Below are 22,869 nucleotides of genomic sequence, written 5' to 3' on the forward strand. Positions count from 1 at the left end.
CGGCGCGCTCACCGCGAGGTGGCGGGGCGCAGGTGGGGAGGGAGGGTGTCGGGGCGGCGCAGGTGGTGGGCGACGTCGCCGACGAGCTCCAGGGTGATGCGGCGCTCGGCGAAGCGCCAGCGGGCGTCGTGCAGCTCGAAGCGGTCGTCGTAGCGGCCGGCGCAGATCGCCTGGAAGGGCAGCTCCGGCGTCGCCTGCATCACGGTGAAGTACGACTTCGCGGTGGCCGTGGCGCGGTCCAGCTCGATGGCGACGTTGGTCGTGACGTGCTTGGTCCGCGGCGTGCCGTCGTCGTAGAGGATGATCGTCTTCTCGAACATCCGCGCCACCGCGTCCCCGGTCAGGGTGGCGCCGCTGCTGACGAAGTCCCCGTGCGCGAACAGCGCGCCCACCGCGGCGAAGTCGCCGCCGTCGACGGCCTCGGCGTAGGCGAAGATCAGGTTCCGGACGGCCTGGTCGGCCGGGAGGGCGTCGGACATGCGGGAACTCCTGACGTGGGGACGAGCGGCCATTCAAGCCGCGGCGCGCCGGGCCCTGTGGAGCGGTCCCGCTCGGCGGGACTCAGGAGCAGGCGCGCACGTGCAGGTCGTGGACCTCGGCCTCCAGCGCGGGGACGGGCCCGTCGACCCGGATGCCGGGCACCACGTCCTGGACCGGGATCGCGCTGACCGGCGACGGCGGGACCCCCAGCGCGGCGCGCCACGCGCCCACCTGCGCGGACGAGTGGACGTAGACGATGCGGCCGAGGCCGACCCAGCCGTGCGCGGCCGAGCACATCGGGCAGTGCTCCCCGGAGGTGTAGACGACGGCGCCGGCGCGCTCCTCCGGCGCCATGTGCGCGGCGGCCCAGCGCGCGACCTCGAACTCGGGGTGCCGGGTCTGGTCGCCGCCGGCGGTGCGGTTGCGGTCCTCGAACAGCACCTCGCCGGACGCCGACACCAGCACGGTGCCGAACGGCTCGTCCCCGTCGGCCAGCGCCTCGGCGGCCAGCTCGACGGCGCGGCGCAGATGGACCAGCTCTTCTTCGGTCGGTTCGTAGGCCATTAAATCCTCGTCTCGGGTCCGGTGCGTCCCTAATGATCATAAGGTGGGGGCATGAACGAGGAGCTCGCCCCTCCCGGCGTGGACACCCGCACCGCGAGCCCCGCGCGGATCTACGACGTCTTCCTCGGCGGCAAGGACAACTTCGCCGTCGACCGCGCGGCCGCGAAGGTCGCCACCGACGCCGGCCCCGACATCCCGCAGGCCGCGCGGGAGAACCGGGCGTTCCTCGGCCGCGCCGTGCGGTTCGCGATCGAGTCGGGCGTGCGGCAGTTCGTCGACATCGGCACCGGGCTGCCGACGCAGGGGAACGTGCACGAGGTCGCGCAGGCGCTGGATCCGTCGGCGCGCGTCGTCTACGTCGACAACGACCCGATCGTCCTCGTGCACGCGCGGGCGCTGCTGCCGGCGTCCGCGACCACCGCGGTGATCCGCGGGGACGTCCGCGAACCCGCCGGGATCCTGGGGAACGCGAGGCTGCGCGAGCTGATCGACTTCGACCGCCCGGTGGCGGTGCTGATGCTCGCCGTGCTGCACTTCGCCGAGGACGAGCAGGCGCGGGCGGCCATCGCCGCGTTCCGCGACGTCATGGCCCCGGGCAGCCTGCTCGCCCTCTCGCACAGCACCACCGAGGGCCAGCCGGAGCGCGGCAGGCAGGCCGTCGGCGCGTGGCGCGACGCCACGGCACGGCTCCGCAGCCGCGACCGCGCCGAGGTGGAGGCCCTGTTCGACGGGTTCGAGCTGGTGGAACCGGGCGTGGTGTGGGTGCCGCAGTGGCGGCCCGACGGCGGCGGCGAGGGCACCCGCTGGATGTACGCCGGCGTCGCGCGCCGCTGAGCCGCGCCGCTGAGCCTCGCCGGCGGGCTACGCCGACTCGCGCAGGACGAGGTGCGGGCGCATGATGACCACCGGGTCCGCGACGGCCTCGCCGCGGATCCGCGACACCAGCAGCCGCGCCATCGCCACGCCCATCTCCTCCGGCGACTGGTGCACGCTGCTGAGCGGCGGGTCGGCCAGCGGCGCCGCCGCGGAGTCGTCGAAGCCGATCACCGCGACGTCGTCGGGGACGCGGCGGCCGAGCCGGCGCAGCACCCGCAGCGTGCCGAGCGCCATCGGGTCGCTCGCGGCGAACACCGCGTCCACCGCGGGCTCGCCGGCCAGCAGCCGCTCCGCGGCGCTGATGCCGGTGGCCTCGCCGAAGTCGCCGAACGCGACGTACTCCGGCAACCCCGCCTCGCCGAGCGCCTCCCGGTAGCCGGCGAGCCGGTCGATGCCCACCCCCATGTCCTGCGGGCCGGCGATCGTCGCGATGCGCCGCCGCCCGCCGGCGATGAGGTGCGCGACGGCCTCGCGCGCGCCGAGCCGGTTGTCGACGTCGACGTAGCTGACCGGCGACAGCCCCGGCGGGCGGCCGCCGAGCACCGTCGGCACCCCGTTGGCCTCCAGCTTCGCGGGCAGCGGGTCCTCGGCGTGCAGCGAGGTGAGCAGCACCCCGTCCACGTGCTGGGTGGTCAGGTAGTGCTCGAGGCGCGCGTACTCGGCGGGGGAGCGGGCGAGCGCGAGCAGCAGCTGCAGCCCGGTGTCGCCGAGGCCGTTGCTGATCCCGCGGATGATCCCGGCGAAGTACGGCTCGCCGAACAGCCGCTGGTCGGACTCCGCGACCACCAGCGCGACGGTGTCGGTGCGCCGGGTGACCAGCGTGCGGGCCGCCCGGTTCGGCACGTACCCGAGCTCGTCGATCGCCTTCAGCACCGCCTGCCGGGCCCGCTCGCTGACCCGCGGCGACCCGTTGACCACCCGGGACACCGTGCCGCGGCCGACGCCGGCGCGCGCCGCGACCTCTTCCAGGGTCGGGCGCGTGCCCCTCTGTGTCATCAGGCCCCCTCCGTCGTTCCTGCGGCGTCGTCGCCGTCCCGCCGGGCCGGCGGCCACCGGGCGCCCGCCCGGCGGACGGCGGCACCGCCCGCCCGGGCGGGCGGTGCCGGCCCCCGCGACCGTCAGCCGCCCCCGGGCAGGCCGCCCCGCCGGATCACGTCCGAGTACCAGCGCGCGCTGTCCTTGGGCGTCCGGCGCTGCGTCGCATAGTCCACGTGAACCAGCCCGAAGCGCTTGGAGTAGCCCCAAGCCCATTCGAAATTATCCAGCAGCGACCATGTGAAATAGCCCGCGAGCGGTACCCCGTCGGCGATGGCGGCGTGGCACGCGCGCAGGTGCGCGTCGATGTAGGCGATGCGCCCCGCGTCGTGGACCGTGCCATCGCCGTCCGGCGTCTCGTCGTAGCCCGCGCCGTTCTCGGTGATGTACAGCGGGACGGCCGGGTACTCCCGGTGCACCCGGGTCAGCACCTCGTGCAGCCCGCCCTCGTCGATCTCCCAGCCCATCCCGGTCGTCGGCCGCCCCGCCGAGACGAACCGGACGTGCTCGCTGCCCACCCACGGCGAGTGCACGGCGAACGGCCCCGACGCCGTCTGCGCCGCCTCCCCGGGCGTCCCCGCGACCGTGTGCCGCGTGTAGTAGTTGATGCCGAGCTGGTCGATCGGCTGGTTGATGACGGCGAGGTCCGCCGCGCCGGGCTCGAAACCGTGCCGGGCCGTGTCGGCCAGCACGTCCTCGGGGTAGCGGCCGAGCAGCAGCGGGTCGAGGAACAACCGGTTCTGCATGCCGTCGATGCGGCGCGCCGCGTCCACGTCGGCGGGGTCGTCCGTCGCGGGGGAGACCGCGTACAGGTTGACGGCCGCGCCGAACAGGTTGCCGGGGTGGCGGGCCCGCATCGCCTGCACCGCCAGGCCGTGGCCCAGCATCAGGTGGTGCGCGGCCAGCAGGGACCCCGACGGGTCGAGCCGGCCGGGCGCGTGGTCCCCGGACGCGTAGCCGAGGAACGCCGCGCACCACGGCTCGTTCACCGTCGTCCAGTGCCGCACCCGGTCGCCGATGGCCTCGTGCACGAGCCCGGCGTAGTCGGCGAACCGGTGCGCGGTGTCCCGCTCGGGCCAGCCGCCCGCGTCCTCCAGCGGCTGCGGCAGGTCCCAGTGGTAGAGCGTCGGCCAGGGCTCGATCCCCGCCTCCAGCAGCGCGTCGACGAGGCGCCGGTAAAAGTCGAGCCCCCGCTCGTTGACGGCCCCGGCCCCGGCCGGCTGAACCCGGGGCCAGGAGATGGAGAACCGGTAGGAGGACAGCCCGAGGTCGCGCATCAGCGCGACGTCCTCGGGGTACCGGTGGTAGTGGTCCACGGCGACGTCCCCTGTGTCGCCGCCGAGGACCTTGCCGGGGGTGCGCGCGAAGGTGTCCCAGATCGACGGCCCGCGGCCGTCCTCGGCCGCGGCCCCCTCGATCTGGTAGGCGGCCGTGGCGGCGCCCCAGCGGAACCCGGTGGGGAACCGCGGGCCGGCGCCGCGGGCGCCGGCGTCGTCCTGAACGGCGCTGGATTCCAGAGAGGTCACGCCTTCACTGCACCTTCCATGATTCCGCCGATGATCTGGCGGCCGAACAGGATGAACACCACGAGCAGCGGCAGGACCGCCACGGTGGTGCCGGCGAACATGAGCGTGTAGTCGGAGAAGTGGGCGTTCGCCAGGTTGTTGATCGAGAGCTGCACCGTGGGGTTCTCGGGGCTGAGCGTCGCCAGCGGCCACATGAAGTCGTTCCAGGACTGCATGAACGTGAAGAGGCCGAGGACGCCCGCGGCGGGGCGCAGCGCGGGCAGCACGACCCGCCAGTAGATGCCGAACGTCGTGCAGCCGTCCACGCGGGCCGCCTCGATCAGCTCGTCAGGGACGGCCTGGTCGGCGTACTGCCGCATCATGAACACGCCGAACCCGGTGACGAGGAACGGGACGATCACCGCCTCCAGATGGTTCTGCCAGCCCAGCTTCACCATGATCATGTAGAGCGGGATGATGCCCATCTGCACCGGGATCATCATCGTCCCGACGATCGTCACCAGCAGCGCGTTCTTGCCGCGGAAGCGCAGCTTGGCGAACGCGAAGCCGGCCAGCGAGGCGAAGAACACGGTGGAGACGGTCACGCATGCCGAGACGATCGCGGAGTTCAGCAGGCCCTTGGCGAAGTAGGCGTCGGGGTTGTCGAACAGCCGGTGCACGTTGGTGCCGCCGTGCCCGCCGGGCAGCAGCGGCGGCGGGACGTCGGAGACCACGTCGTTGGTGCGGGTCGCCACCGCGATCATCCAGTAGATCGGGAAGACCGACAGGGCGAGCGCGACGATCAGCGTGAGGTAGGTCAGCGGGCTGGCGTTCCACAGGCCGTGGAGCCGGCGGGGACGGCCGCCGCCGCGCGCGTGCCGGGCGTCGCCGGGACCGGCCAGGAGCGTGGTCACTTGGTGCCTCCCGTGCGCCGCACGAACAGGAAGTTGATCAGCGAGAAGAGGATGATCATCACGAACAGGGCCCACGCGATCGTGGCGCCGTAGCCGTACCGGTCATGGCCGAAGGCGTTGTCGTACATGTACATCGTCAGCGTCTGGAACTGGTGCAGCGGGCCGCCGTCCATCTTGTTGGGCGTCCCCACGCTGAACAGGACCGGCTCGGTGAACAGCTGCAGCCCGCCGATGGTCGCGATGATCGTGGTGAAGATGATCGTGGGGCGCAGCATCGGCACGGTGATCTGCCAGAACTGCCGGATCCGGGACGCGCCGTCGATCGAGGCGGCCTCGTACAGGTCCTTCGGGATCGCCTGCATGGCGGCGAGGTAGATGAGCGCGTTGTAGCCCGTCCAGCGCCAGTCGACCATGGTGGCGATCGCCACCCAGGACCAGCCGCGGCTGGTGGACCAGCCGATCGGGTCGATGCCCACCAGCCCGAGCGCCCAGTTGATCATGCCCCAGTCGTGGTCGAACATCTGGGTGAACACGATGGCGACGGCGGCGGTCGAGGTGACCAGCGGCGCGACCATGCCGATGCGGAAGAGGGTCGGCACGCGCATCCGCCGGTTGAGCGCGTTGGCGATGAACAGCGCGATCAGCAGCTGCGGGATCGTCGACAGCACGAAGATGGCGAGCGTGTTGACCGTCGCGTGCCAGAAGTCGGGGTCGCCCCACAGGTACTTGTAGTTGTCGAAGCCGACCCACTTGCGGGTGCCCGAGGCGAGCTCCCAGTCGTGCAGCGACACCCACAGCGTGTAGACCAGCGGGAACGCGCCGAAGATCGCGAAGATGATGTAGAACGGCGAGATGAAGGCGTACGGCGCGCCCTTCACATCGAGCCGGGTCAACCGGGACCGCAGGGAGCGGGGGGCCGCCGGAGGGGCCTTCGCCGGGGGATGCTGGGGGCCGTTCCGGCTGGGGCGCAGTTCGGTGGCCATGGCCTTGCGCCTCCTTTCCGAGGACGGGACTTGGGCGGGGGAAGAGAACGGCGGCGGCGCCGTACGGGGAGGTGGGGCACGGCGCCGCCGCCGCGGCGGGGGGCGGCTACCTGGCGGCCTTCTTGGCCGCTTCGACGGCCTTGGACCAGGCCTCGTCCGGCTTGACCTTGCCCTGGCCGACCGAGATCAGCACGTTCTCGACGGCCGCCCGGACGTCCTCGTTCTTCGGGCCGAGGTGCACCGGCTTCACCGAGGCGACCAGGTCACCGAAGATCTTGCCGGCGGGGGCGTCGTTGAAGTAGGCGTTCTTGGAGCCGGCGACGGCCGGGTCCTGCTCGGCCTGCGGCGACGACGGGAAGGTGTTGGCGGCGGCGTACGCGCCGGTCTGCCCCTGCGGGGAGGTCAGGAACTCGGCGAGCGCGGCGGCCTGCTTCGGGTGCTTGGTCTGCTTGGGGACCGCGAGCCACGAGCCGCCCCAGTAGCCGGAGCCGCCGGGCGTGGTCGCCACGTCCCACTTGCCCTTGCCGGACGGGCCGGAGAACTGCTCGATGCCGCCGAGCATCCAGGACGGGCAGGGCACGGTGGCGAACGTGTCGCGCTTGAGGCCCGCCTGCCACGGCGGCGTGAAGATCGACATGTCGGAGGTGAGCTTGCTCTCCTCGAACTTCAGCGAGGTGTCGAACGCCTGCTTCACCGCCGGGTTGGTGTCGAAGACGAACTTGTCGTCCTTGTCGAAGAAGCTGTAGCCGGGGCCGGCGCCGGCGTTCTGCAGGACGGTGGCGCGGAAGACGGCGGTGGGGCCGTCGAGCCACTTGGTGCCGGACACCTTCTGCTGGAACTTCTGCCCGGTCTGCAGGAACGCGTCCCACGTCGGCCAGAGCTTGCCGACCTCCTCGCGGTCGGTGGGCAGGCCGGCCTTCTTGAACAGGTCGGTGCGGTAGCACATGGCGAGCGGGCCCACGTCGGTGCCGAGCCCGACGAGCTGCTTGCCGTCGGGGCTGACGCCCATCTGCCACTTCCAGGGGAGGAACTTGTCCTGGAGGGCCTTGCCGCCGTAGTCGAACAGGTTGAGGAACTTCGCCCGCTGCTGCATGTAGAGCGGGAGGATGCCCTCCTCCAGCATCACCACGTCTCCGGCGCCGCTGCCCGTGGCCATCCACTGCTGGATGCGCGGCTTGTAGGTGTCCAGGTCGGAGACCTTGCGCTGCTTGATGGTGACGCCGGGGTGGGACTGCTCGTACTGCTTGTACAGCTGGTCGTAGCCGACCTCGCCGAACACGTCGACGGTGAGCGTCACCGGCCCCGAGTCCGAGTCCTTCTTGTCGTCCCCGCCGCAGGCGGCCGCGAGACCGCCGGCGAGCAGGACCGCCATCGCCGTACCCAGTCCGCGCCGCATGATGGCCCTCATGGCGGACCCCTCTCAGGTTGTGTCTTCCATTGCGTGGGAGCGCTCCCACGAAGGAAAGACCGTGAGCCGCCTCACTGTCAATCCGCCGCAACACAACCGTTACAACGAGGACAGAACCGGCCGGGCCCCGGTCGGGGCCCGGCTCAGCCCTCCTGTACGGTGGACAGCCGCCGGCCGGCCGGGACGGGCGCCGTGGACCGCCGCACGACCAGTTCCGGGCGGAACAGCAGTTCGGTGCGGGGTGACCGCGCGCCCCGGATCTCGTCGAGCACCGTGCTGACCGCCGCCATCGACATCTCCCGCACGGCTTGGCGGATCGTGGTCAGCGGCGGGTCGAGGTAGGCGGTCAGCAGCGAGTCGTCCATGCCGGTCACCGACACGTCCTCGGGCACCCGCAGGCCGCGCGCCCGCGCCGCGCGGATCGCGCCGAGCGCCATGATGTCGTTGCCGCCGCAGATCGCCGTGCACCCGGCGTCCAGCAGCTTGGCCGCCGCGGCCTGCCCGCCCTCGACGGTGTACATCGTGTTGACGACCAGCGAGTCCACCTCGTCGGCCGGCAGCCCGGTGTGCGCGGCCATCGCCCGCCGGAACCCCTCGGTCTTGCGGCGCGTCGGCACGTACACGTCCTGCCCGATCGCCAGCCCGATCCGGCGGTGGCCCATTGCGGCCAGATGCCCGACGATCGCCTCCAGCGACGCGACGTCGTCATTGGAGATGAACGGCGCGTCGATGTCGGGCCGGTACCCGTTCACGAGCACGACCGGCAGCGCCTGCTCGATCAGCCGCACGTACCGGGCCCGGTCCGAGCGCGCGTTGGCGTGCAGCCCGTTGACGAAGATGATCCCCGCGACGCCGCGCTCCAGCAGCATCTCGATGTAGTCGTCCTCGGCGACGCCGCCCGGCGCCTGCGAGCACAGCACCGCCATGTACCCGTGCCGGGCCAGCGCGCTCTCGATGACCTCGGCGAACGCCGGGAAGATCGGGTTGGTCAGCTCCGGGATGATCAGCCCGATCAGCCCGGCCCGCTGCTGGCGCAGCCGGGCCGGCCGCTCGTAGCCGAGCACGTCCAGCGCGGTCAGCACCGCCTGGCGGGTGGACGGGGACACGCCCGGCTTGCCGTTCAGGACCCGGCTCACGGTCGCCTCGCTCACCCCGGCGTGCGCGGCGATGTCCGCCAGGCGTGTCGTCATAGGTCTCAAATTATCCCTCTTCACGGCTTTGCCACAGCGCGGTGTCCGGCGGGAGCTCGACCGTGTCGCCCTCGATATGGACCGGTCCGCTCGCGAGCAGCGGAACGCCCCCGGCCGGGACGCGGACCGGACGGTCGCCCATGTTCACGACGCAGGCGCACGCGCGCCCGGTCGCGGGGTCCTCGCGGACGAACGACAGCGTGCCCTCGGGGCCGTCCAGCCAGCGGAGCGGGCCGTCGCCGAGCGCGGGATGCTCGTGCCGCAGGCGCAGCGCCGTCCGGTACAGCGCGAGCATCGAGCCGGGGTCCTCGCTCTGCGCCGCCACGGTCAGGTCGCGCCACGACGTCGGGATCGGCAGCCAGGACGAGGCGCCCGCGCCGAAGCCGAACGGCGGCTCCTCGCCCTCCCACGGCAGCGGGACGCGGCAGCCGTCCCGGCCCTGGCCCTCGCCGCGCAGCCGCTGCGGATCCTGCTGGAACTCCTCCGGCAGGTCGAGCACCTCGGGAAGGCCCAGCTCCTCGCCCTGGTAGACGTACGCGGAGCCGGGCAGGGCGAGCGTCAGCAGGGCCGCCGCGCGGGCCCGCCGCAGGCCCGTGTCGCCGCCGCCGTAGCGGGTCACGTGCCGCTTCACGTCGTGGTTCGACAGCACCCAGGTCGCGGGCGCGCCGACGGCCCCGGCGGTGCGCAGCGACTCGTCGACCACCTCCCGCATCCCGGCCGCGTCCCACGGCGCGGTCAGGTAGTGGAAGTTGAACGCCTGGTGCAGCTCGTCCGGGCGGGTATAGAGCGCGAGCCGCTCCGGGGTCGGCGCCCACGCCTCCGCGACCGCGATCCGCCGCCCGCCGTAGCCGTCCAGGACGCGGCGCCACTCGCGGTGGATGTCGTGGACGGCGTCCTGGTCGAAGTACGGCAGGACGTCGGTACCGAGCATCTCGACCTGGTTCGGGTGCCCGACGTCGGGCAGGCCGGGCGCCTTCGCCATGCCGTGCGCGACGTCGATCCGGAACCCGTCCACGCCGAGGTCGAGCCAGAACCGCAGGATGTCCGCGAACTCGGCGCGGACCTCGGGGTTCTCCCAGTCCAGGTCGGGCTGCTCGGCGGCGAACAGGTGCAGGTACCACTGCCCGTCCGGCACCCGCGTCCACGCGGGGCCGCCGAACACCGACTCCCAGTCGTTGGGCGGCTCGGCGCCGTCCGGCCCGCGGCCGTCGCGGAAGACGTAGCGGGCGCGCTCCGGCGAGCCGGGCGCGGCGGCGAGCGCCGCCCGGAACCAGGCGTGCCGGTCGGAGGTGTGGTTCGGCACCACGTCGACGATGATCCGCAGGCCCGCCGCGTGCGCGTCCTCGATCAGGGCGCGGGCGTCGGCGAGCGTGCCGAACAGCGGGTCGACGTCGCGGTAGTCGGCGACGTCGTAGCCGAAGTCGGCCATCGGCGAGACGTAGAACGGGGTCAGCCACAGCGCGTCCACGCCGAGGGAGGCCAGGTACGGCAGCCGGGACCGGACGCCCGGCAGGTCGCCGACGCCGTCCCCGTCCGAGTCGGCGAAGCTGCGCACGTACACCTGGTAGATGACGGCGTCGCGCCACCAGCGGGCGGCGTCCCCGGCGGGGGAGCCCGTCGCGGGGACGGCGAGGGTGTCCTGCGTCATGAAGGTCCTTCAGGTAGGGAGCCGGTCGGGGTCACGTGCGGGCCGTCACTTGACGCCGCCGGCGGTGAGGCCGGCGACGATCCGGCGCTGGAAGACCAGCACGACGGCGATGAGCGGGACGGTCACGATGACCCCCGCCGCCATCTGGGTGCCGAACGGCTGGTCGAAGCCCGAGACGCCGGTGAACTTGGATATCGCCACGGTGGCGGTCTGCATCTCCTTCTTGTTGACCATGGACAGCGCGATCAGGAACTCGTTCCACGCGGCGATGAACGTCAGGATCGCCGTGGTGAACACCCCGGGCGCCGCCAGCGGCACGATGATCTTGCGGAACGCCTGGCCGCGGGTGCAGCCGTCCACCATCGCGGCCTGCTCCAGCTCGTACGGGAGCTGGCGGAAGAACGCGGTGAGCAGCCAGACCGACAGCGGCAGCGCGAACCCCAGGCTGGGCAGGATCATCGCCTGGTACGTGTTGATCCACTTGATGTCCGTGAACAGCTTCAGCAAGGGCACCAGCTGCGAGATTCCCGGGAACATCGTGGTCGCGACGATCAGTCCCAGCACCGCGTTCTTGAACCGGAAGTCCAGCCGGGCGAGGGCGTACGCGGTGAACGTGCCGATGAGCAGGGTCAGCGCGGTGGTGCAGCCCGCGACGACGAGGCTGTTCAGCAGCGCGCGGCCGAAGCCGTTGTCGCCGGAGAACACCGCGTGGAAGTTCTCCCACGACCAGCGCGTGGGGACGATGGAGTTGTCGAACTGGTCCTGCGGGCGCCGGAACGCCGACACGGCCATCCAGTAGAACGGCGCGAGGCAGTACACGGCCACGACGGCGAGCCCGAGGTAGGACAGTACCCGCTTCGGCAGCGACCCCGTCATGCGGTCACCTTCCTTCGCTTCCCCCTGACCGAGCGGTTCCTGCGCGGCCGCTTCGCCTGCTGCCGCGCCTCGCCGATGATGTCGGCGCCGAGCAGCTTGACGAACAGGTACGCGATCAGCGCGATGTACAGGAACAGGATCGTCGCGTACGCCGCCGCGGACCCGTACCGCAGGTTGGACGCCTCGAACCAGGCGATCATCGTCAGCGTCTCCACCGACCTCTGGTTCACCCCGATCAGCACGGCGGGCAGGTCGAACATCCGCAGCACGTCCAGCATCCGGAACAGCACCGCGACCAGCAGCGCGGGCTTGACCAGCGGCAGCGTGATCCGCCAGAACCGCTGGACGGGCCCGGCGCCGTCCACCCGGGCCGCCTCGTAGACGTCCCGGGGGATCATCTGCAGGCCGGCGAGCACGAGCAGCCCGATGAACGGGGAGGTCTTCCAGACCTCGGCGACGACGACGGCGATCTTCGCCTGGAACCCGTCGGCGGTCCACAGGACCTGGTGCCGCAGCACCGCGTTCGCGGCGCCGTCCGCCTGGAAGATCCACCGCCAGAGCAGGCCGGAGATCGCGGTCGGGATCGCCCACGGGACGAGGATGCCGGCCCGCACGAACGCCCGGCCGCGGAACGCCTGCTGCATGATCAGCGCCATCACGACGCCGATCACCGTCTCCAGCACGACCGTCGTGACGGTGAAGAACGTCGTGTTGCCGAAGGCGTTCCAGAACGCGTCGCCGCGGTCGCCGTGGAAGATCGCGGTGTAGTTGTCCAGGCCCACGAAGCGCTCGCCCTGGACGACGAACCCGTTGGCGTCGAGGCCCTCGCCTCGCGTGTACAGCGACTCGCGGAACCCGGCGAGTACCGGGTAGCCGATGACCAGCGCGAGCACGAGCAGCGTCGGGGACAGCAGCAGCGCCGCGAGCCGCCTCGTGCCCTGCACGTCGCGCTTGCGGGGGCGCGCCCCGCCCGCCGCGGCGGTGTCCGCGGCGGGCGGCGTGCCGTCGTACGTGGTGGTCATGCCGGTCACTGCGCGGTCAGCGGACCGAGCTTGCCCTGCAGGTCGGTCAGCGCTTGGTCGACGGTCTTCCTGCCGGTCACCGCGTCGTACACGTCGCCCTGGATCGCGGCGGTGACGTCGCCGTACTTCACCGCGACGGGGCGCGGCCTGGCGTTGGCGATGGCCTGCTTCAGCACTGGCAGGTACGGGAACTTCTTCACCATCTCGGGGTCGTCGTAGAGCGAGGCGAGCGTCGGCGCCTGCGAGGTGGCGAGGAGGTTCGCGCGCTGCGACTGCTCACCGGTCAGGTACCGGATGAAGTCGAGCGCGGTCGCCTTGTTCTTGGCGAACGCGGAGATCGCGAGGTTGTGGCCGCCGAGGTTGGCGACGCCCGGCCCGTTCGGGCCGGGCAGCTGCGCCACCGCGAACTCGCCCGCCACCTTCGACGACCCGTCGCCGGAGTTCGCGAGCGCGTACTGGTAGGGCCACTGCCGCTGGAACAGCAGCTTGCCGGACTGGAAGTAGCGGCGGCCGCCCTCGGTGTCGAGCGTGACGGCTTCCTTCGGCATCCGCCCGTCCTTCTTGGCGTCGACGAGGAACTGCAGGCCCTGTTTGGCCTGCGGCGTGTTCAGCGTCGGCCTGCCGTCCGCGCCGACGATGGACCCGCCGGCGCTGCCGATCGCCTCGACCGCGCTGATGGTGACGCTCTCGGTCTTGTTGACCTCGGTGAAGAAGCAGTCGACGCCCTTGCCCTCAGGCAGCTTCTCGACCTTGTCGCAGTCGGACCACATCTCGGCGTAGGTCTTCGGCGGCGCGGAGATCCCGGCCTTGGCGAGCAGGTCCTTGCGGTAGTACAGCATCCCGGCGTCGGAGGTGGACGGCACCGCGTACAGGTTGCCGCGGTACTGCCCGGTCGTGACGGTCGCGGGCAGCATCTTCGCCAGGTCGATCCGGTCCTTGGGCAGCGGTGTCAGCCAGCGGTTGGCGGCGAACTCCGCGGTCCACACCACGTCGAGGTTCAGCACCGTGTACGCGTCGGACTTCGTCGTCGCGTTCTGGATCATCTGCTGGCGCTGGTCGTTCGGCTCGTCCGGCAGCTCGATGACCCGGACCTTCTCCTGCGGGTGGTCGGCGTTCCAGCCGTCCAGCTGCTTCTGCAGGTAGCCGGAGCGGTCCTTGCCGGTGACGAAGGTGATGGGGCCGCGGCCGGTGAGGCTCGCGGTGCCCGCGCCGCCCTTCGAGCCGCCCCCGTCGTCCCCGCCGCAGGCGGAGAGCGAGAGCGCGAGGGCGGCGCAGACGACGGTGCCGGTGATGAAGGGGCCGGTGACGAGGGGGCCGGTGGAACTCGGGGCGCCGATCGGGGGGATGCGCCGCATGGGGTCCTCCTTTGCGGGACGCGGACGTCGTCCCGCAGGTCCGGGATTGGGGTGGCTGGACGGGGACGTTAGCAACGGCTTGCAGTCGCGTAAATAGCTTGCAGAAAGTTTCTGCAAGCCCGTTGCGGAGCCGTAACGCCTTACAGCGCGCCGGCAAACCCGGTGGCGTCCGGGCGGGCGCCTGCGCCAGGCTTCCGTCGTGACCTCCGAAGACCTCCGGCTCGTCCGCGACCACACCGTGCTGTCGGTCGTCACCGGCTCGCGCGCGTACGGCCTCGCGACCGGGGACAGCGACACCGACCGGCGCGGCGTGTTCGTCGCGCCCGCGCCGCTGTTCTGGCGTTTCACCAAGCCGCCGACCCATCTGGACGGCCCGCTGCCCGAGCAGTTCTCGTGGGAGCTGGAACGGTTCTGCGAGCTGGCGCTGGCCGCCAACCCGACCGTCCTGGAGTGTCTCTGGTCGCCGATCGTCGAGACGGTCACGCCCGTCGGGGAGGAGCTGCTGGCCGTCCGGGAGGCGTTCCTGTCCCGGCACGCGCACCGCACCTTCCTCCGCTACGCCGACGCCCAGTTCCGCAAGCTGCAAGGCGACTTGCGCAACCGCGGCGAGCCCAAGTGGAAGCACGTCATGCACCTGCTGCGCCTGCTGCTGAGCGGCGAGCACCTGGTCCGGACGGGCGAGCCGCTGGTGGACGTCGGCGCCCTGCGCGACCGGCTGCTGGCCGTCCGGCGCGGCGAGACCGGCTGGGACGAGATCGAGCGGTGGCGCGCCTCGCTCACCGCCGGCCTCGACGGCGCCCTCGACCGCAGCCCGCTGCCCCCCGAACCCGACCGCGACCGCGTGGAGACCCTCCTCGTCTCCGTCCGCCGCAGGAGTGTCGACTGGTGAACCTTCCCGAAGGCATGCTCGACGCGCTGGCCGCCGACCACCCGTACCCGCGGGCGTTCGTCACCGTCAGCGGCGCCCACCTGTACGGCTTCCCGTCGCAGGACTCCGATGTCGACCTGCGGGGCGTCCACCTGCTGCCGCTGGAGGAGATCGTCGGGCTGGAGACCGGCGAGGAGACCGTGACGCTCATGTGGGACCAGGCGGGCGTGGAGGCCGACGTGGTCACCCACGACCTCGCGAAGTTCTGCGCGCTGCTGCTGCGGCGCAACGGGTACGTGCTGGAGCAGGTGCTGTCGCCGCTGGTCGTCGCGACGTCGCCGCTGCACGAGGAGCTGGTCGCGCTGGCGCCCGGCCTGTTCACGTCGAACCACGCGCACCACTATCTCGGTTTCGCGCGCTCGCAGTGGAAGCTGTTCGAGCGGACCGGCGAGCTGAAGCCGCTGCTCTACACGTTCCGGGTGCTGCTCACCGGCGTCCACCTGATGCGGGAGGCGGAGCTCCAGGCGGACCTGACCCGCCTGACCGGATACGGCCCCGCCTACCTGCCGGAACTCGTCGAGGCCAAGCGCGCCGCCGAGCACGGCGCGCTGCCGGCGGACGCCCCGTCGCGGGAGGTCCTGGAGGCGGACGTCGCCGCGCTCACGGCCCGGCTGGAGGACGAGCGCGGCCGCAGCGCGCTCCCCGAGCAGCCGCCGGCGCGCCGTGCCCTGCACGACCTCGTGGTCCGCGCGCGAATCGGCTGAACCCTCGGGTACCTCCCCTCCGTGCCAGTCGGTGTGACCGCCCGACGGATTCGTTCAGAGTCTGAATGATTCACGGGTAGATTCATTGCCGGGGACGCGACCACGGGCCGCGGCCGCTGCGTACCGATCGCTGCGGGGCACGGTGATCACGAGCCGAGGAGGGGCAGATGCACGACCAGGGCATCGACAGCGAGGACATCGCGGAGGCGGACCTGAGAACGCGGCGCGGGACGTTCCGCGCCGTGGCGTTCCGGGACCCGGTCGACGGCAACGAGCACATGGCGCTCGTCCGGGGCGACGTCGCCGGCCGCGCGCGCGTCCTCGTCCGGATGCACTCCGAGTGCATGACCGGCGACATCTTCGGCGCCACCCGGTGCGAGTGCGGCGACCAGTTGGACGCGGCGATGGACGCCCTCGTCCGGGAGGGCGCCGGCGTCCTGGTCTACCTGCGCGGCCACGAGGGCCGGGGGATCGGGCTGGTGGCGAAGGTCCGCACGCACGTGCTGCAGGACCAGGGGCTCGACACCGTCGACTCCGCGACCGCGATCGGCCTGCCGGTCGACACCCGCGACTACGGGCCCGCCGCCCGGGTGCTGCGGTACCTCGGCGTCGGGTCGGTGCGGCTGCTGTCGAACAACCCGGTGAAGGTCAGCGCCCTGCGGTCCTACGGCATCGACGTCGCCGCCCGGGTCCCCCTCCTCGTCCCGGTCAGCGCCGACAACCTCCGCTACCTGACCGCCAAGCGCGACCGCCTCGGCCACGACCTGCCGCAGCTGGACGGCGTGCTGCCCGCGCAGGCGGCCCCGGTGGACGCCGGTGAGGCGCGCCGATGACCAGGCCGATGACGGTGTCACGCCCCGTGCCGCGGCCGGGGCGGCGCCGGCCCATGGTGTGGCGGGCGTGGGAGCTCGCCGGCGCCGCGTGCGTCCAGGTGGCGGCCGTGGCGTGGCTGCGGCCGGGCCTGGCGGGGCTCGCCGCCGGCGTCGCCTGCGCCCTCGCCGCGTGGGGCGTCCTGGAGTTCGCGTTCCGGGGACGGCGCGCGCTGCGCCCCGCCGACCACGTCACGCTGGCGCGGCTCGTGCTCGTCGGATGCGTCGCGGCGCTCGTCACGGCGCGGCTCGTCCACGGCGGGCCGGTCGGGGCGCTGGTCGCGCTCGCGGCCGTCGCGCTCGTGCTGGACGGGGTGGACGGACGGGTCGCGCGCCGCACCGGGACGTCCTCCGACCTCGGCGCGCGCTTCGACATGGAGACCGACGCGCTGCTGATCCTGGTCCTGTCGGTGCAGGTCGCGACGGTGGTCGGGGTGTGGGTGCTGGCGATCGGGGCGATGCGGTACGCGTTCGCCGCGGCGTCGTGGGCGGCGCCGTGGCTGCGGGCGCCGCTGCCGCCGAGCTTCGCGCGCAAGGCGGTCGCGGTGGTGCAGGGCGTCGTGCTGACGGCCGCGGCGTCCGGGGCCGTCCCGTACGCGGCGGCGTTCGTGGCCGCGGCGCTGGCGCTGCTGGCCTGGTCGTTCGGACGGGACGTGCTGGCGCTGGCCGCACGGCATCGCAGGACCCGGCGGGGGAGGGAAGTGCATGGAGCCCGACGCGCGCGCGTTCTGGATCCGGTCGCCCGGTGAGGGGGAGATCCGCCCGGTGGAGCTGCCGGAGCCGGGGCCCGGCGAGGTCGTCGTCCGGACGGTGTTCTCCGGCGTCAGCCGGGGGACCGAGACGCTCGTCTTCCGCGGCGGCGTCCCGGAGAACCAGTACGCGGTGATGCGGGCGCCGTTCCAGGACGGCGCGTTCCCCGGGCCGGTCAAGTACGGGTACCTCAACGTCGGGGTCGTCGAGCACGGACCGCCGGAGCTGGCCGGGCGGCACGTGTTCTGCCTCTACCCGCACCAGACCCGCTACGTGGTCCCGGAGGGCGCGGTCGTCCCGGTGCCGGACGGCGTCCCGCCCGAGCGGGCCGTCCTCGCCGGGACCGTGGAGACCGCCGTGAACGCGCTGTGGGACGCGGCGCCGCTGGTCGGCGACCGGATCGCGGTCGTCGGCGCGGGCATGGTCGGGTGCTCGGTGGCGGGCGTCCTCGCCGGGCTGCCCGGATGCGACGTCCAGCTCGTCGACGTCGACCCGGCGCGGGCGGAGACGGCGCGCGCGCTCGGCGTCCGGTTCGCACTGCCCGGCGACGCCGACGGCGGCCGCGACCTGGTGTTCCACGCCAGCGCGACCGAGGCCGGGCTGGTCCGCTCGCTGGAGCTGCTCGCGCCGGAGGGCGAGGTGATCGAGCTGAGCTGGTACGGCGACCGGAAGGTGAGCCTGCCGCTCGGCGAGTTCTTCCACTCGCGCCGGCTCGCCGTCCGCGCCAGCCAGGTCGGCATGGTCGCGCCGGCCCGGCGGTCCCGCCGGTCGTTCGGCGACCGGCTCGCGCTGGCGCTGCGGCTGCTGGCCGCCCCGGCTTTCGACGCACTGATCACGGGGAACAGCCCCTTCGACGAGCTTCCCCAGGCCATGGCCCGCTTGGCGCGCGGGGAGCCGCCCGCGCTCTGCCACCGGATCGACTACCCGGCGGCCTAGCACGCACAGGAACGCAACAGGGAGGGCACGTGTTCGGCATCACCGTCCGCGACCATTTCATGGTCGCGCACAGCTTCCGCGGCGAGGTCTTCGGCCCGGCGCAGGGGCTGCACGGCGCCACCTTCGTCGTGGACGCGACGTTCCGCCGCGCGGAACTCGACGCCGACAACATCGTGGTCGACATCGGGCTCGCCACCCGCGAGCTCGGCGAGGTCCTGCGGGAGCTGAACTACCGCAACCTGGACGACGAACCCGAGTTCGCCGGGGTCAACACGACGACGGAGTACCTCGCGAAGGTCGTCGCCGACCGGCTGGCCGCCCGGATCCACGCCGGGACGATGGGGGAGAGCGCGCGCGGGCTGTCCGGGATCGCGGTGACGCTGCGGGAGTCGCACGTCGCCTGGGCGAGTTACGAGCGCGAGCTGTGACCGGCGGCACCGCGTTCCCCGCCCCCGGCGGCGCTGCGTTCCCCGCCCCCGGCGGCGCTGCGTTCCCCGCCCCCGGCGGCGCTGCGTTCCCCGCCCCCGGCGGCGCTGCGTTCCCCGCCCCCGGCGGCGCCGCGTTCGTCGTTCCCGGCGGCATCGACGACCCGGACGTCCCGAGCGGCGGCAACGTCTACGACCGGCGGCTCTGCCGGGCGCTCGCCGCCGCGGGGCGGCCCGTCCGGGAGATCGCCGCGCCCGGCGCCTGGCCGCGGCCCGACGCGGCGGCCCGCGAGGGGCTCGGCCGGTCCCTCGCCGCCCTGCCCGACGGGACCGCCGTCCTGATGGACGGCCTGGTCGCGTGCGGGGTGCCGGACGTCGTCGTCCCGCACGCGTCCCGGCTGCGGCTCGCCGTCCTCGTCCACATGCCCCTCGTCGACGAGGGCGACGACCGTCTCGACGCCCTCGAACGCGCCACGCTGCACTCCGCCGCCGCGGTCGTCGCGACCAGCCCGTGGGCGATGAAACGCCTGATCAGGCACCATGACCTCGACCCGGCCCGGGTGCACGCCGTCCCGCCCGGCGTCGATCCGGCGCCGCTCGCCGCCGGCACCGACGGGGCGTCGCGGCTGGTGTGCGTCGCGTCGGTCACCCCGCGCAAGGGCCACGACGTCCTCGTGGAGGCCCTCGCCCGGGCCGCCGACCTGCCGTGGAGCTGCGTCTGCGCCGGGCCCCTCGACCGCGACCCCGCCCACGCCGGGCGGGTGCGCGACCTGATCGCCCGGCACTCGCTCGGCGACCGCGTCCACCTCGCCGGGCCCCTCACCGGACCCCGGCTCGCCGCCGTCCAGGACGCCGCCGACCTCGCCGTCCTGCCGACCCGCTCGGAGACCTACGGCATGGTCGTCACCGAGGCGCTCGCGCGCGGCACCCCCGTCCTGGCCGGCGACGTCGACGGCGTCCCCGGCACCCTCGGGCACGCGCCCGGCGGCACCGTCCCCGGCCTGCTCGTCCCGCCGGACGACCCCGCCGCGCTCGCCGCGGCCCTGCGCCGCTGGCTGCTGGACCCCGGCCTGCGCGACCGGCTGCGGGACGCCGCGCGGCGGCGCCGCGACACCCTGTCCGGCTGGGACGACACGTCCCGCCGCATGGCCGCCGTCCTGGACGGCCTCACCGAGGAGGCACCGTGACCGGGTTCGCCCCGACCTGGCTGGCGCTGCGCGAGGACGCCGACGCCGCCGCCCGCGCCGGCGAGCTGCTCGCTCCGCTGCGCGCCCGCCTGCCGGCCGGCGGGCCGCTGGTCATCTGGGACCTCGGCTGCGGCACCGGCGCGCTCGGGCGCTGGCTCGCCCCGCGCCTGCCCGGCCCCCAGCACTGGGTCCTGTACGACGACGACCCCGCGCTGCTGGAGGAGGCCCGCGCCAACGCCTACCGCACCGCCGACGGCACGCCCGCCACCCTCGAGACCCGCGAGGGCGACCTCGCCGGGCTGCGCGCCGCCGACCTCGTCGGCGCGTCGCTGGTCACCGCGTCCGCGCTGCTGGACGTCCTCACCGCCGAGGAGGTCGACGGGATCGCCGCCGCCGCGTCGTGCCCCGCGCTGCTGACCCTCACGGTCGCCGGACGCGTCCGGATCCTCCCGCACGACCCGCTCGACGCCGAGATCGGCGCCGCGTTCGACGCCCACCAGCGGCGCGACGGGCTGCTCGGCCCCGACGCGCCCGCCGCCGCCGCGACCGCGTTCCGCCGCCGCGGCGCGCACGTCCAGACCCGTCCCAGCCCGTGGCGGCTCGGCCCGGACCGGGCCGAGCTCACCGCCGAATGGCTGCGCGGCTGGGTCGGCGCCGCCGTCGAGCAGCGCCCCGACCTCGCCGAACCCGCCGCCGAGTACCTGCGCCGCCGGCTCGCCGAGTGCGACGCCGGCCGCCTCACCGCCGAGGTCCACCACACCGACCTGCTCGCACTCCCCGGGGGAACACCGTGAAACTCCGTCCCTGGCTGCGCGTCGCGGCCGCGCTGGCGATCCTCGCCGGCCTGCTGTGGTGGCACAGCACGTCGGCGTTCGTGGCCGCGCTGAAGGCGGTCGACGGGCCGTCCGTCGCTGCCGCGCTGGCCGTGGGCCTGCTCAGCACCGTGTGCGCCGCGGCCCGCTGGCGGCTGATCGCCCGGCGCCTCGGCCTGCCGCTGCCGCTGTCCGGCGCCGTCGTCGCCTACTACCGGGCGCTGTTCCTCAACGCGGTGCTGCCCGCCGGGGTCCTCGGCGACGTGCACCGCGCCGTCAGCCACGGCCACCGGTCCGGGGACGTGGGGCGCGGCGTCCGCGCGGTCGTGCTGGAGCGCGCGGCGGGGCAGATCGTCCTCGTGCTCGCGTGCCTGGCCGTCCTGCCGGCCCGGCCGTCCCTGCTGGCGTCGCTGGCGCCCGCGCTGATCCCGGCGGCGCTGGTGCTGAGCGTCCTGCTCGCGCTGGCCCGGTGGCGGCACCGCGCGGTCGCCGCCGCGCTCTCGGAGGCCCGCGGCGTCCTCGCGGCCTGGCCCGGCATCGCCGGGCTGTCGGTCGCGGCGCTCGCCGGGCATCTCGCCCTGTTCGTCGTCGCCGCGCGCGCCGCCGGCTCCCACGCGCCCCTCACCGAACTGCTGCCGCTGATGCTGCTGGCGCTGCTGGTCATGGGGCTGCCGATCAACGTCGGCGGCTGGGGGCCGCGCGAGGCCGTGACCGCGCTGGCGTTCGGCGCCGCCGGCCTAGGCTCCGCCGAGGGCCTCACCATCTCCGTCGTCTACGGCGTGCTGACCTTCGTGTCCGCCCTGCCGGGCGGCCTGGCCCTGCTGGTCCAGCACCGCGAGGCACCTCCCGAACGCCCCGACGAGGCTGGCCAGCGCGTCCCGGCCCTTGCCGGCCGAGGCCAGTGACGGCCGCCCGATGACGCCCGACGCGGTGTAGGGCGCCATTCCGGCCGTCAGCAGGTGCCGCCGGTCGTCGGCCAGGTGGTCGGAGCCCTCGTACCCGGGCCGCACCAGTTCCGGGTGCGCGTGCAGCAGGATCGACGTCTCCAGCTCACCGGCGTGCATGTCGGAGATGCCGGACGTCGCCATTCCGGCGGCCGCGCGCGCGTCCTCCCATTCGTCCATTCCGGGGAACAGCGCCATGGCGCCGGCCGACTCCTGGACGGCGTTCCCGAGCACGTAGTTGCCGCCGTGCCCGCTGACCAGCACCAGCTTCGGCACGCCCGCCCCGCGCAGCGACTCCGCGACGTCCCGCACCACCGCGTACAGGGTCGCCGCCGAGATGCTGACCGTCCCCGGCCAGCCCGCGTGCTCGTGCGAGCAGGAGATCGTCACGGGCGGCAGCACCCGCACGGGATACCGTTCGGCGATCTCCTCGGCGACGGTGCAGGCGATCACCGTGTCCGTGGCCAGCGGCAGGAACGGCCCGTGCTGCTCGAAGCTCCCGACGGGCAGCAGCGCCACGCGGGCGTCCCGTTCCTCCGTGCTCGTGTGCATCGGCACCATGCGCCCCACCCTGCCACGCCGCCCCCGCGCCGGACGGTACGCCGCGCCGGATGACCCGAACGCCGCGACTCGCAATGCTTTTCCTCTTTGTCTTACATGATCAGCATGTCCATTATCTGGGCTTCTGACGGGGGCGGAATGTCTCCGCTTGGGGATCGTTCGAACCGGACTTCATGATCTACGTCCGACGCTGTCCCCAATGTTTGCGATCAGCGCGACATCAGTCGAATTCTCCCCGGGAAGTGTGATCAACGAAACGATGTCGGACACCTCCGGCAAACAACACGATCACTAGTTCGGGGAGAAGTATGATGACAAGCGCGCGAACCGGCATGAGGCTCGCGGTGGCCGGAGCGGCGGGCGGCCTGACCCTGCTGGGCGGCGGCGCCGCCATGGCGGCCACCGCGCCGCACGGCGGTCCGGTCGTCGGCGCCGGCGACATCTGCCGGTACGAGGTCATCGCGCGGGACGGCCTGAACGTCCACGAGACCCCGGCCGGCAAGCTCATCCCGCCGCCGCTGAAGTTCGGCCTGCACATCGACGCGGACTGCACGGCGAGCCACGGCGGCTGGGTCGAGGTGCACGGGGGCGTGCCGGTGAGCCAGCGGCACGGCTTTGTCTTCAAGAAGTTCCTGAAGCTGATCACTCCCAGCGGCGGCGCGTCCGCCGGTGCCGGCGGCACCTCGGTCGCGACGAACCCGATGCTGGCCGGCGCCGGCGTCGGCGCCGTCGCGCTCGGCGCGGGCATCGCGATCGCGGTGCGGCGCCGCCGGGCGCAGGACGCTTCCTAATGCTGTTGTCAAGCCGCAGCGGTGACCGGTGGTGTGAGCTGATAGCACCGTCCGTCACGCAGAAGTGCCCACAGAACGTTCACTCGTCGGCGGGCCAGGGCCAGTA

The 22,869-nt window shown here is 73.2% G+C and carries 23 protein-coding genes and 1 pseudogene; 11 read left to right on the top strand and 13 right to left on the bottom strand.

What is annotated here, in order from left to right:
* Positions 1–8: 8 nt before the first annotated feature.
* Positions 9–479 (bottom strand): nuclear transport factor 2 family protein, encoded by a 471-nt coding sequence (locus amrb99_RS41295; protein WP_190866875.1) that lies wholly within the window; start codon positions 477–479, stop codon positions 9–11.
* Between the two features lie 82 nt (positions 480–561).
* A complete protein-coding gene (locus amrb99_RS41300) occupies positions 562–1,044 on the bottom strand; it encodes a nucleoside deaminase (RefSeq protein ID WP_190866877.1) in 483 nt (160 codons plus the stop codon).
* A gap of 51 nt (positions 1,045–1,095) precedes the next feature.
* Here amrb99_RS41300 and amrb99_RS41305 point away from each other — a divergent pair, with 51 nt between their 5' ends.
* Positions 1,096–1,878, top strand: coding sequence for an SAM-dependent methyltransferase (locus amrb99_RS41305; protein ID WP_190866879.1), 783 nt, complete (start codon positions 1,096–1,098; stop codon positions 1,876–1,878).
* Between the two features lie 27 nt (positions 1,879–1,905).
* Here amrb99_RS41305 and amrb99_RS41310 read toward each other — a convergent pair whose 3' ends face one another.
* From amrb99_RS41310 to amrb99_RS41355, 10 genes are all read right to left on the bottom strand, one after another.
* Positions 1,906–2,916 carry a LacI family DNA-binding transcriptional regulator gene (locus amrb99_RS41310; RefSeq protein ID WP_190866881.1) on the bottom strand — a complete coding sequence of 337 codons (1,011 nt, stop codon included), beginning with the start codon at positions 2,914–2,916 and terminating at the stop codon, positions 1,906–1,908.
* Between the two features lie 122 nt (positions 2,917–3,038).
* Positions 3,039–4,472, bottom strand: coding sequence for a GH1 family beta-glucosidase (locus amrb99_RS41315; protein WP_190866914.1), 1,434 nt, complete (start codon positions 4,470–4,472; stop codon positions 3,039–3,041).
* A 5-nt stretch (positions 4,473–4,477) separates the two neighbouring features.
* The gene (locus amrb99_RS41320) at positions 4,478–5,374 is read right to left on the bottom strand and encodes a carbohydrate ABC transporter permease (RefSeq protein ID WP_347257078.1); all 897 of its coding nucleotides are present in this window, start codon (positions 5,372–5,374) and stop codon (positions 4,478–4,480) included.
* Positions 5,371–6,357, bottom strand: a complete 987-nt coding sequence (locus amrb99_RS41325; protein ID WP_190866883.1) for a sugar ABC transporter permease — start codon at positions 6,355–6,357, stop codon at positions 5,371–5,373. Before amrb99_RS41325 ends, amrb99_RS41320 begins: the two co-directional genes overlap by 4 nt.
* Positions 6,358–6,463: 106 nt before the next feature.
* Positions 6,464–7,753, bottom strand: a complete 1,290-nt coding sequence (locus tag amrb99_RS41330) for an extracellular solute-binding protein (RefSeq protein WP_241756427.1) — start codon at positions 7,751–7,753, stop codon at positions 6,464–6,466.
* 155 nt (positions 7,754–7,908) lie between these two features.
* Positions 7,909–8,955: a LacI family DNA-binding transcriptional regulator gene (locus amrb99_RS41335; RefSeq protein WP_190866887.1), complete on the bottom strand. Its 1,047-nt coding sequence runs from the start codon at positions 8,953–8,955 to the stop codon at positions 7,909–7,911.
* A gap of 10 nt (positions 8,956–8,965) precedes the next feature.
* Positions 8,966–10,603 carry a glycoside hydrolase family 13 protein gene (locus amrb99_RS41340; RefSeq protein ID WP_190866889.1) on the bottom strand — a complete coding sequence of 546 codons (1,638 nt, stop codon included), beginning with the start codon at positions 10,601–10,603 and terminating at the stop codon, positions 8,966–8,968.
* A gap of 45 nt (positions 10,604–10,648) precedes the next feature.
* Complete coding sequence (locus amrb99_RS41345) at positions 10,649–11,479, bottom strand: carbohydrate ABC transporter permease (RefSeq protein WP_190866891.1); 831 nt, start codon at positions 11,477–11,479, stop codon at positions 10,649–10,651.
* Positions 11,476–12,501 (bottom strand): sugar ABC transporter permease, encoded by a 1,026-nt coding sequence (locus tag amrb99_RS41350; RefSeq protein WP_190866893.1) that lies wholly within the window; start codon positions 12,499–12,501, stop codon positions 11,476–11,478. The genes amrb99_RS41345 and amrb99_RS41350 overlap by 4 nt, the downstream gene beginning before the upstream one ends.
* Before the next feature lie 5 nt (positions 12,502–12,506).
* Complete coding sequence (locus amrb99_RS41355) at positions 12,507–13,856, bottom strand: ABC transporter substrate-binding protein (protein WP_190866895.1); 1,350 nt, start codon at positions 13,854–13,856, stop codon at positions 12,507–12,509.
* A gap of 199 nt (positions 13,857–14,055) precedes the next feature.
* Here amrb99_RS41355 and amrb99_RS41360 point away from each other — a divergent pair, with 199 nt between their 5' ends.
* The 9 genes and pseudogenes from amrb99_RS41360 to amrb99_RS41395 all read left to right on the top strand — a co-directional run.
* Positions 14,056–14,745, top strand: a complete 690-nt coding sequence (locus tag amrb99_RS41360; protein ID WP_347257079.1) for a nucleotidyltransferase domain-containing protein — start codon at positions 14,056–14,058, stop codon at positions 14,743–14,745.
* Positions 14,742–15,488 (top strand): nucleotidyltransferase domain-containing protein, encoded by a 747-nt coding sequence (locus amrb99_RS41365; protein ID WP_347257080.1) that lies wholly within the window; start codon positions 14,742–14,744, stop codon positions 15,486–15,488. Before amrb99_RS41360 ends, amrb99_RS41365 begins: the two co-directional genes overlap by 4 nt.
* Positions 15,489–15,655: 167 nt before the next feature.
* Positions 15,656–16,321 carry a GTP cyclohydrolase II gene (gene ribA, locus amrb99_RS41370; RefSeq protein ID WP_190866897.1) on the top strand — a complete coding sequence of 222 codons (666 nt, stop codon included), beginning with the start codon at positions 15,656–15,658 and terminating at the stop codon, positions 16,319–16,321.
* Between the two features lie 8 nt (positions 16,322–16,329).
* The gene (locus amrb99_RS41375; RefSeq protein ID WP_241756428.1) at positions 16,330–17,106 is read left to right on the top strand and encodes a CDP-alcohol phosphatidyltransferase family protein; all 777 of its coding nucleotides are present in this window, start codon (positions 16,330–16,332) and stop codon (positions 17,104–17,106) included.
* The gene (locus tag amrb99_RS41380; RefSeq protein WP_190866900.1) at positions 17,063–18,043 is read left to right on the top strand and encodes a zinc-binding alcohol dehydrogenase; all 981 of its coding nucleotides are present in this window, start codon (positions 17,063–17,065) and stop codon (positions 18,041–18,043) included. The genes amrb99_RS41375 and amrb99_RS41380 overlap by 44 nt, the downstream gene beginning before the upstream one ends.
* A 29-nt stretch (positions 18,044–18,072) precedes the next feature.
* Positions 18,073–18,471, top strand: a complete 399-nt coding sequence (locus amrb99_RS41385; protein ID WP_190866901.1) for a 6-carboxytetrahydropterin synthase — start codon at positions 18,073–18,075, stop codon at positions 18,469–18,471.
* Positions 18,468–19,655, top strand: coding sequence for a glycosyltransferase (locus tag amrb99_RS41390; protein ID WP_190866904.1), 1,188 nt, complete (start codon positions 18,468–18,470; stop codon positions 19,653–19,655). Before amrb99_RS41385 ends, amrb99_RS41390 begins: the two co-directional genes overlap by 4 nt.
* Complete coding sequence (locus amrb99_RS50310; RefSeq protein ID WP_347257081.1) at positions 19,652–20,449, top strand: methyltransferase domain-containing protein; 798 nt, start codon at positions 19,652–19,654, stop codon at positions 20,447–20,449. The genes amrb99_RS41390 and amrb99_RS50310 overlap by 4 nt, the downstream gene beginning before the upstream one ends.
* Positions 20,450–20,529: 80 nt before the next feature.
* Positions 20,530–21,213, top strand: a pseudogene (locus amrb99_RS41395) (lysylphosphatidylglycerol synthase transmembrane domain-containing protein); the annotation flags it as partial.
* Here amrb99_RS41395 and amrb99_RS41400 read toward each other — a convergent pair.
* Positions 21,205–21,972: a creatininase family protein gene (locus tag amrb99_RS41400; RefSeq protein WP_190866906.1), complete on the bottom strand. Its 768-nt coding sequence runs from the start codon at positions 21,970–21,972 to the stop codon at positions 21,205–21,207. The pseudogene amrb99_RS41395 and the gene amrb99_RS41400 overlap by 9 nt on opposite strands.
* A 311-nt stretch (positions 21,973–22,283) precedes the next feature.
* On the opposite strand from amrb99_RS41400, the gene amrb99_RS41405 reads away from it, so the two are divergent.
* Positions 22,284–22,763 (top strand): hypothetical protein, encoded by a 480-nt coding sequence (locus amrb99_RS41405; protein WP_190866908.1) that lies wholly within the window; start codon positions 22,284–22,286, stop codon positions 22,761–22,763.
* Positions 22,764–22,869 lie beyond the last annotated feature (106 nt).

Source organism: Actinomadura sp. RB99 (genome assembly GCF_014706005.1).
Taxonomy (GTDB): Bacteria; Actinomycetota; Actinomycetes; order Streptosporangiales; family Streptosporangiaceae; genus Spirillospora.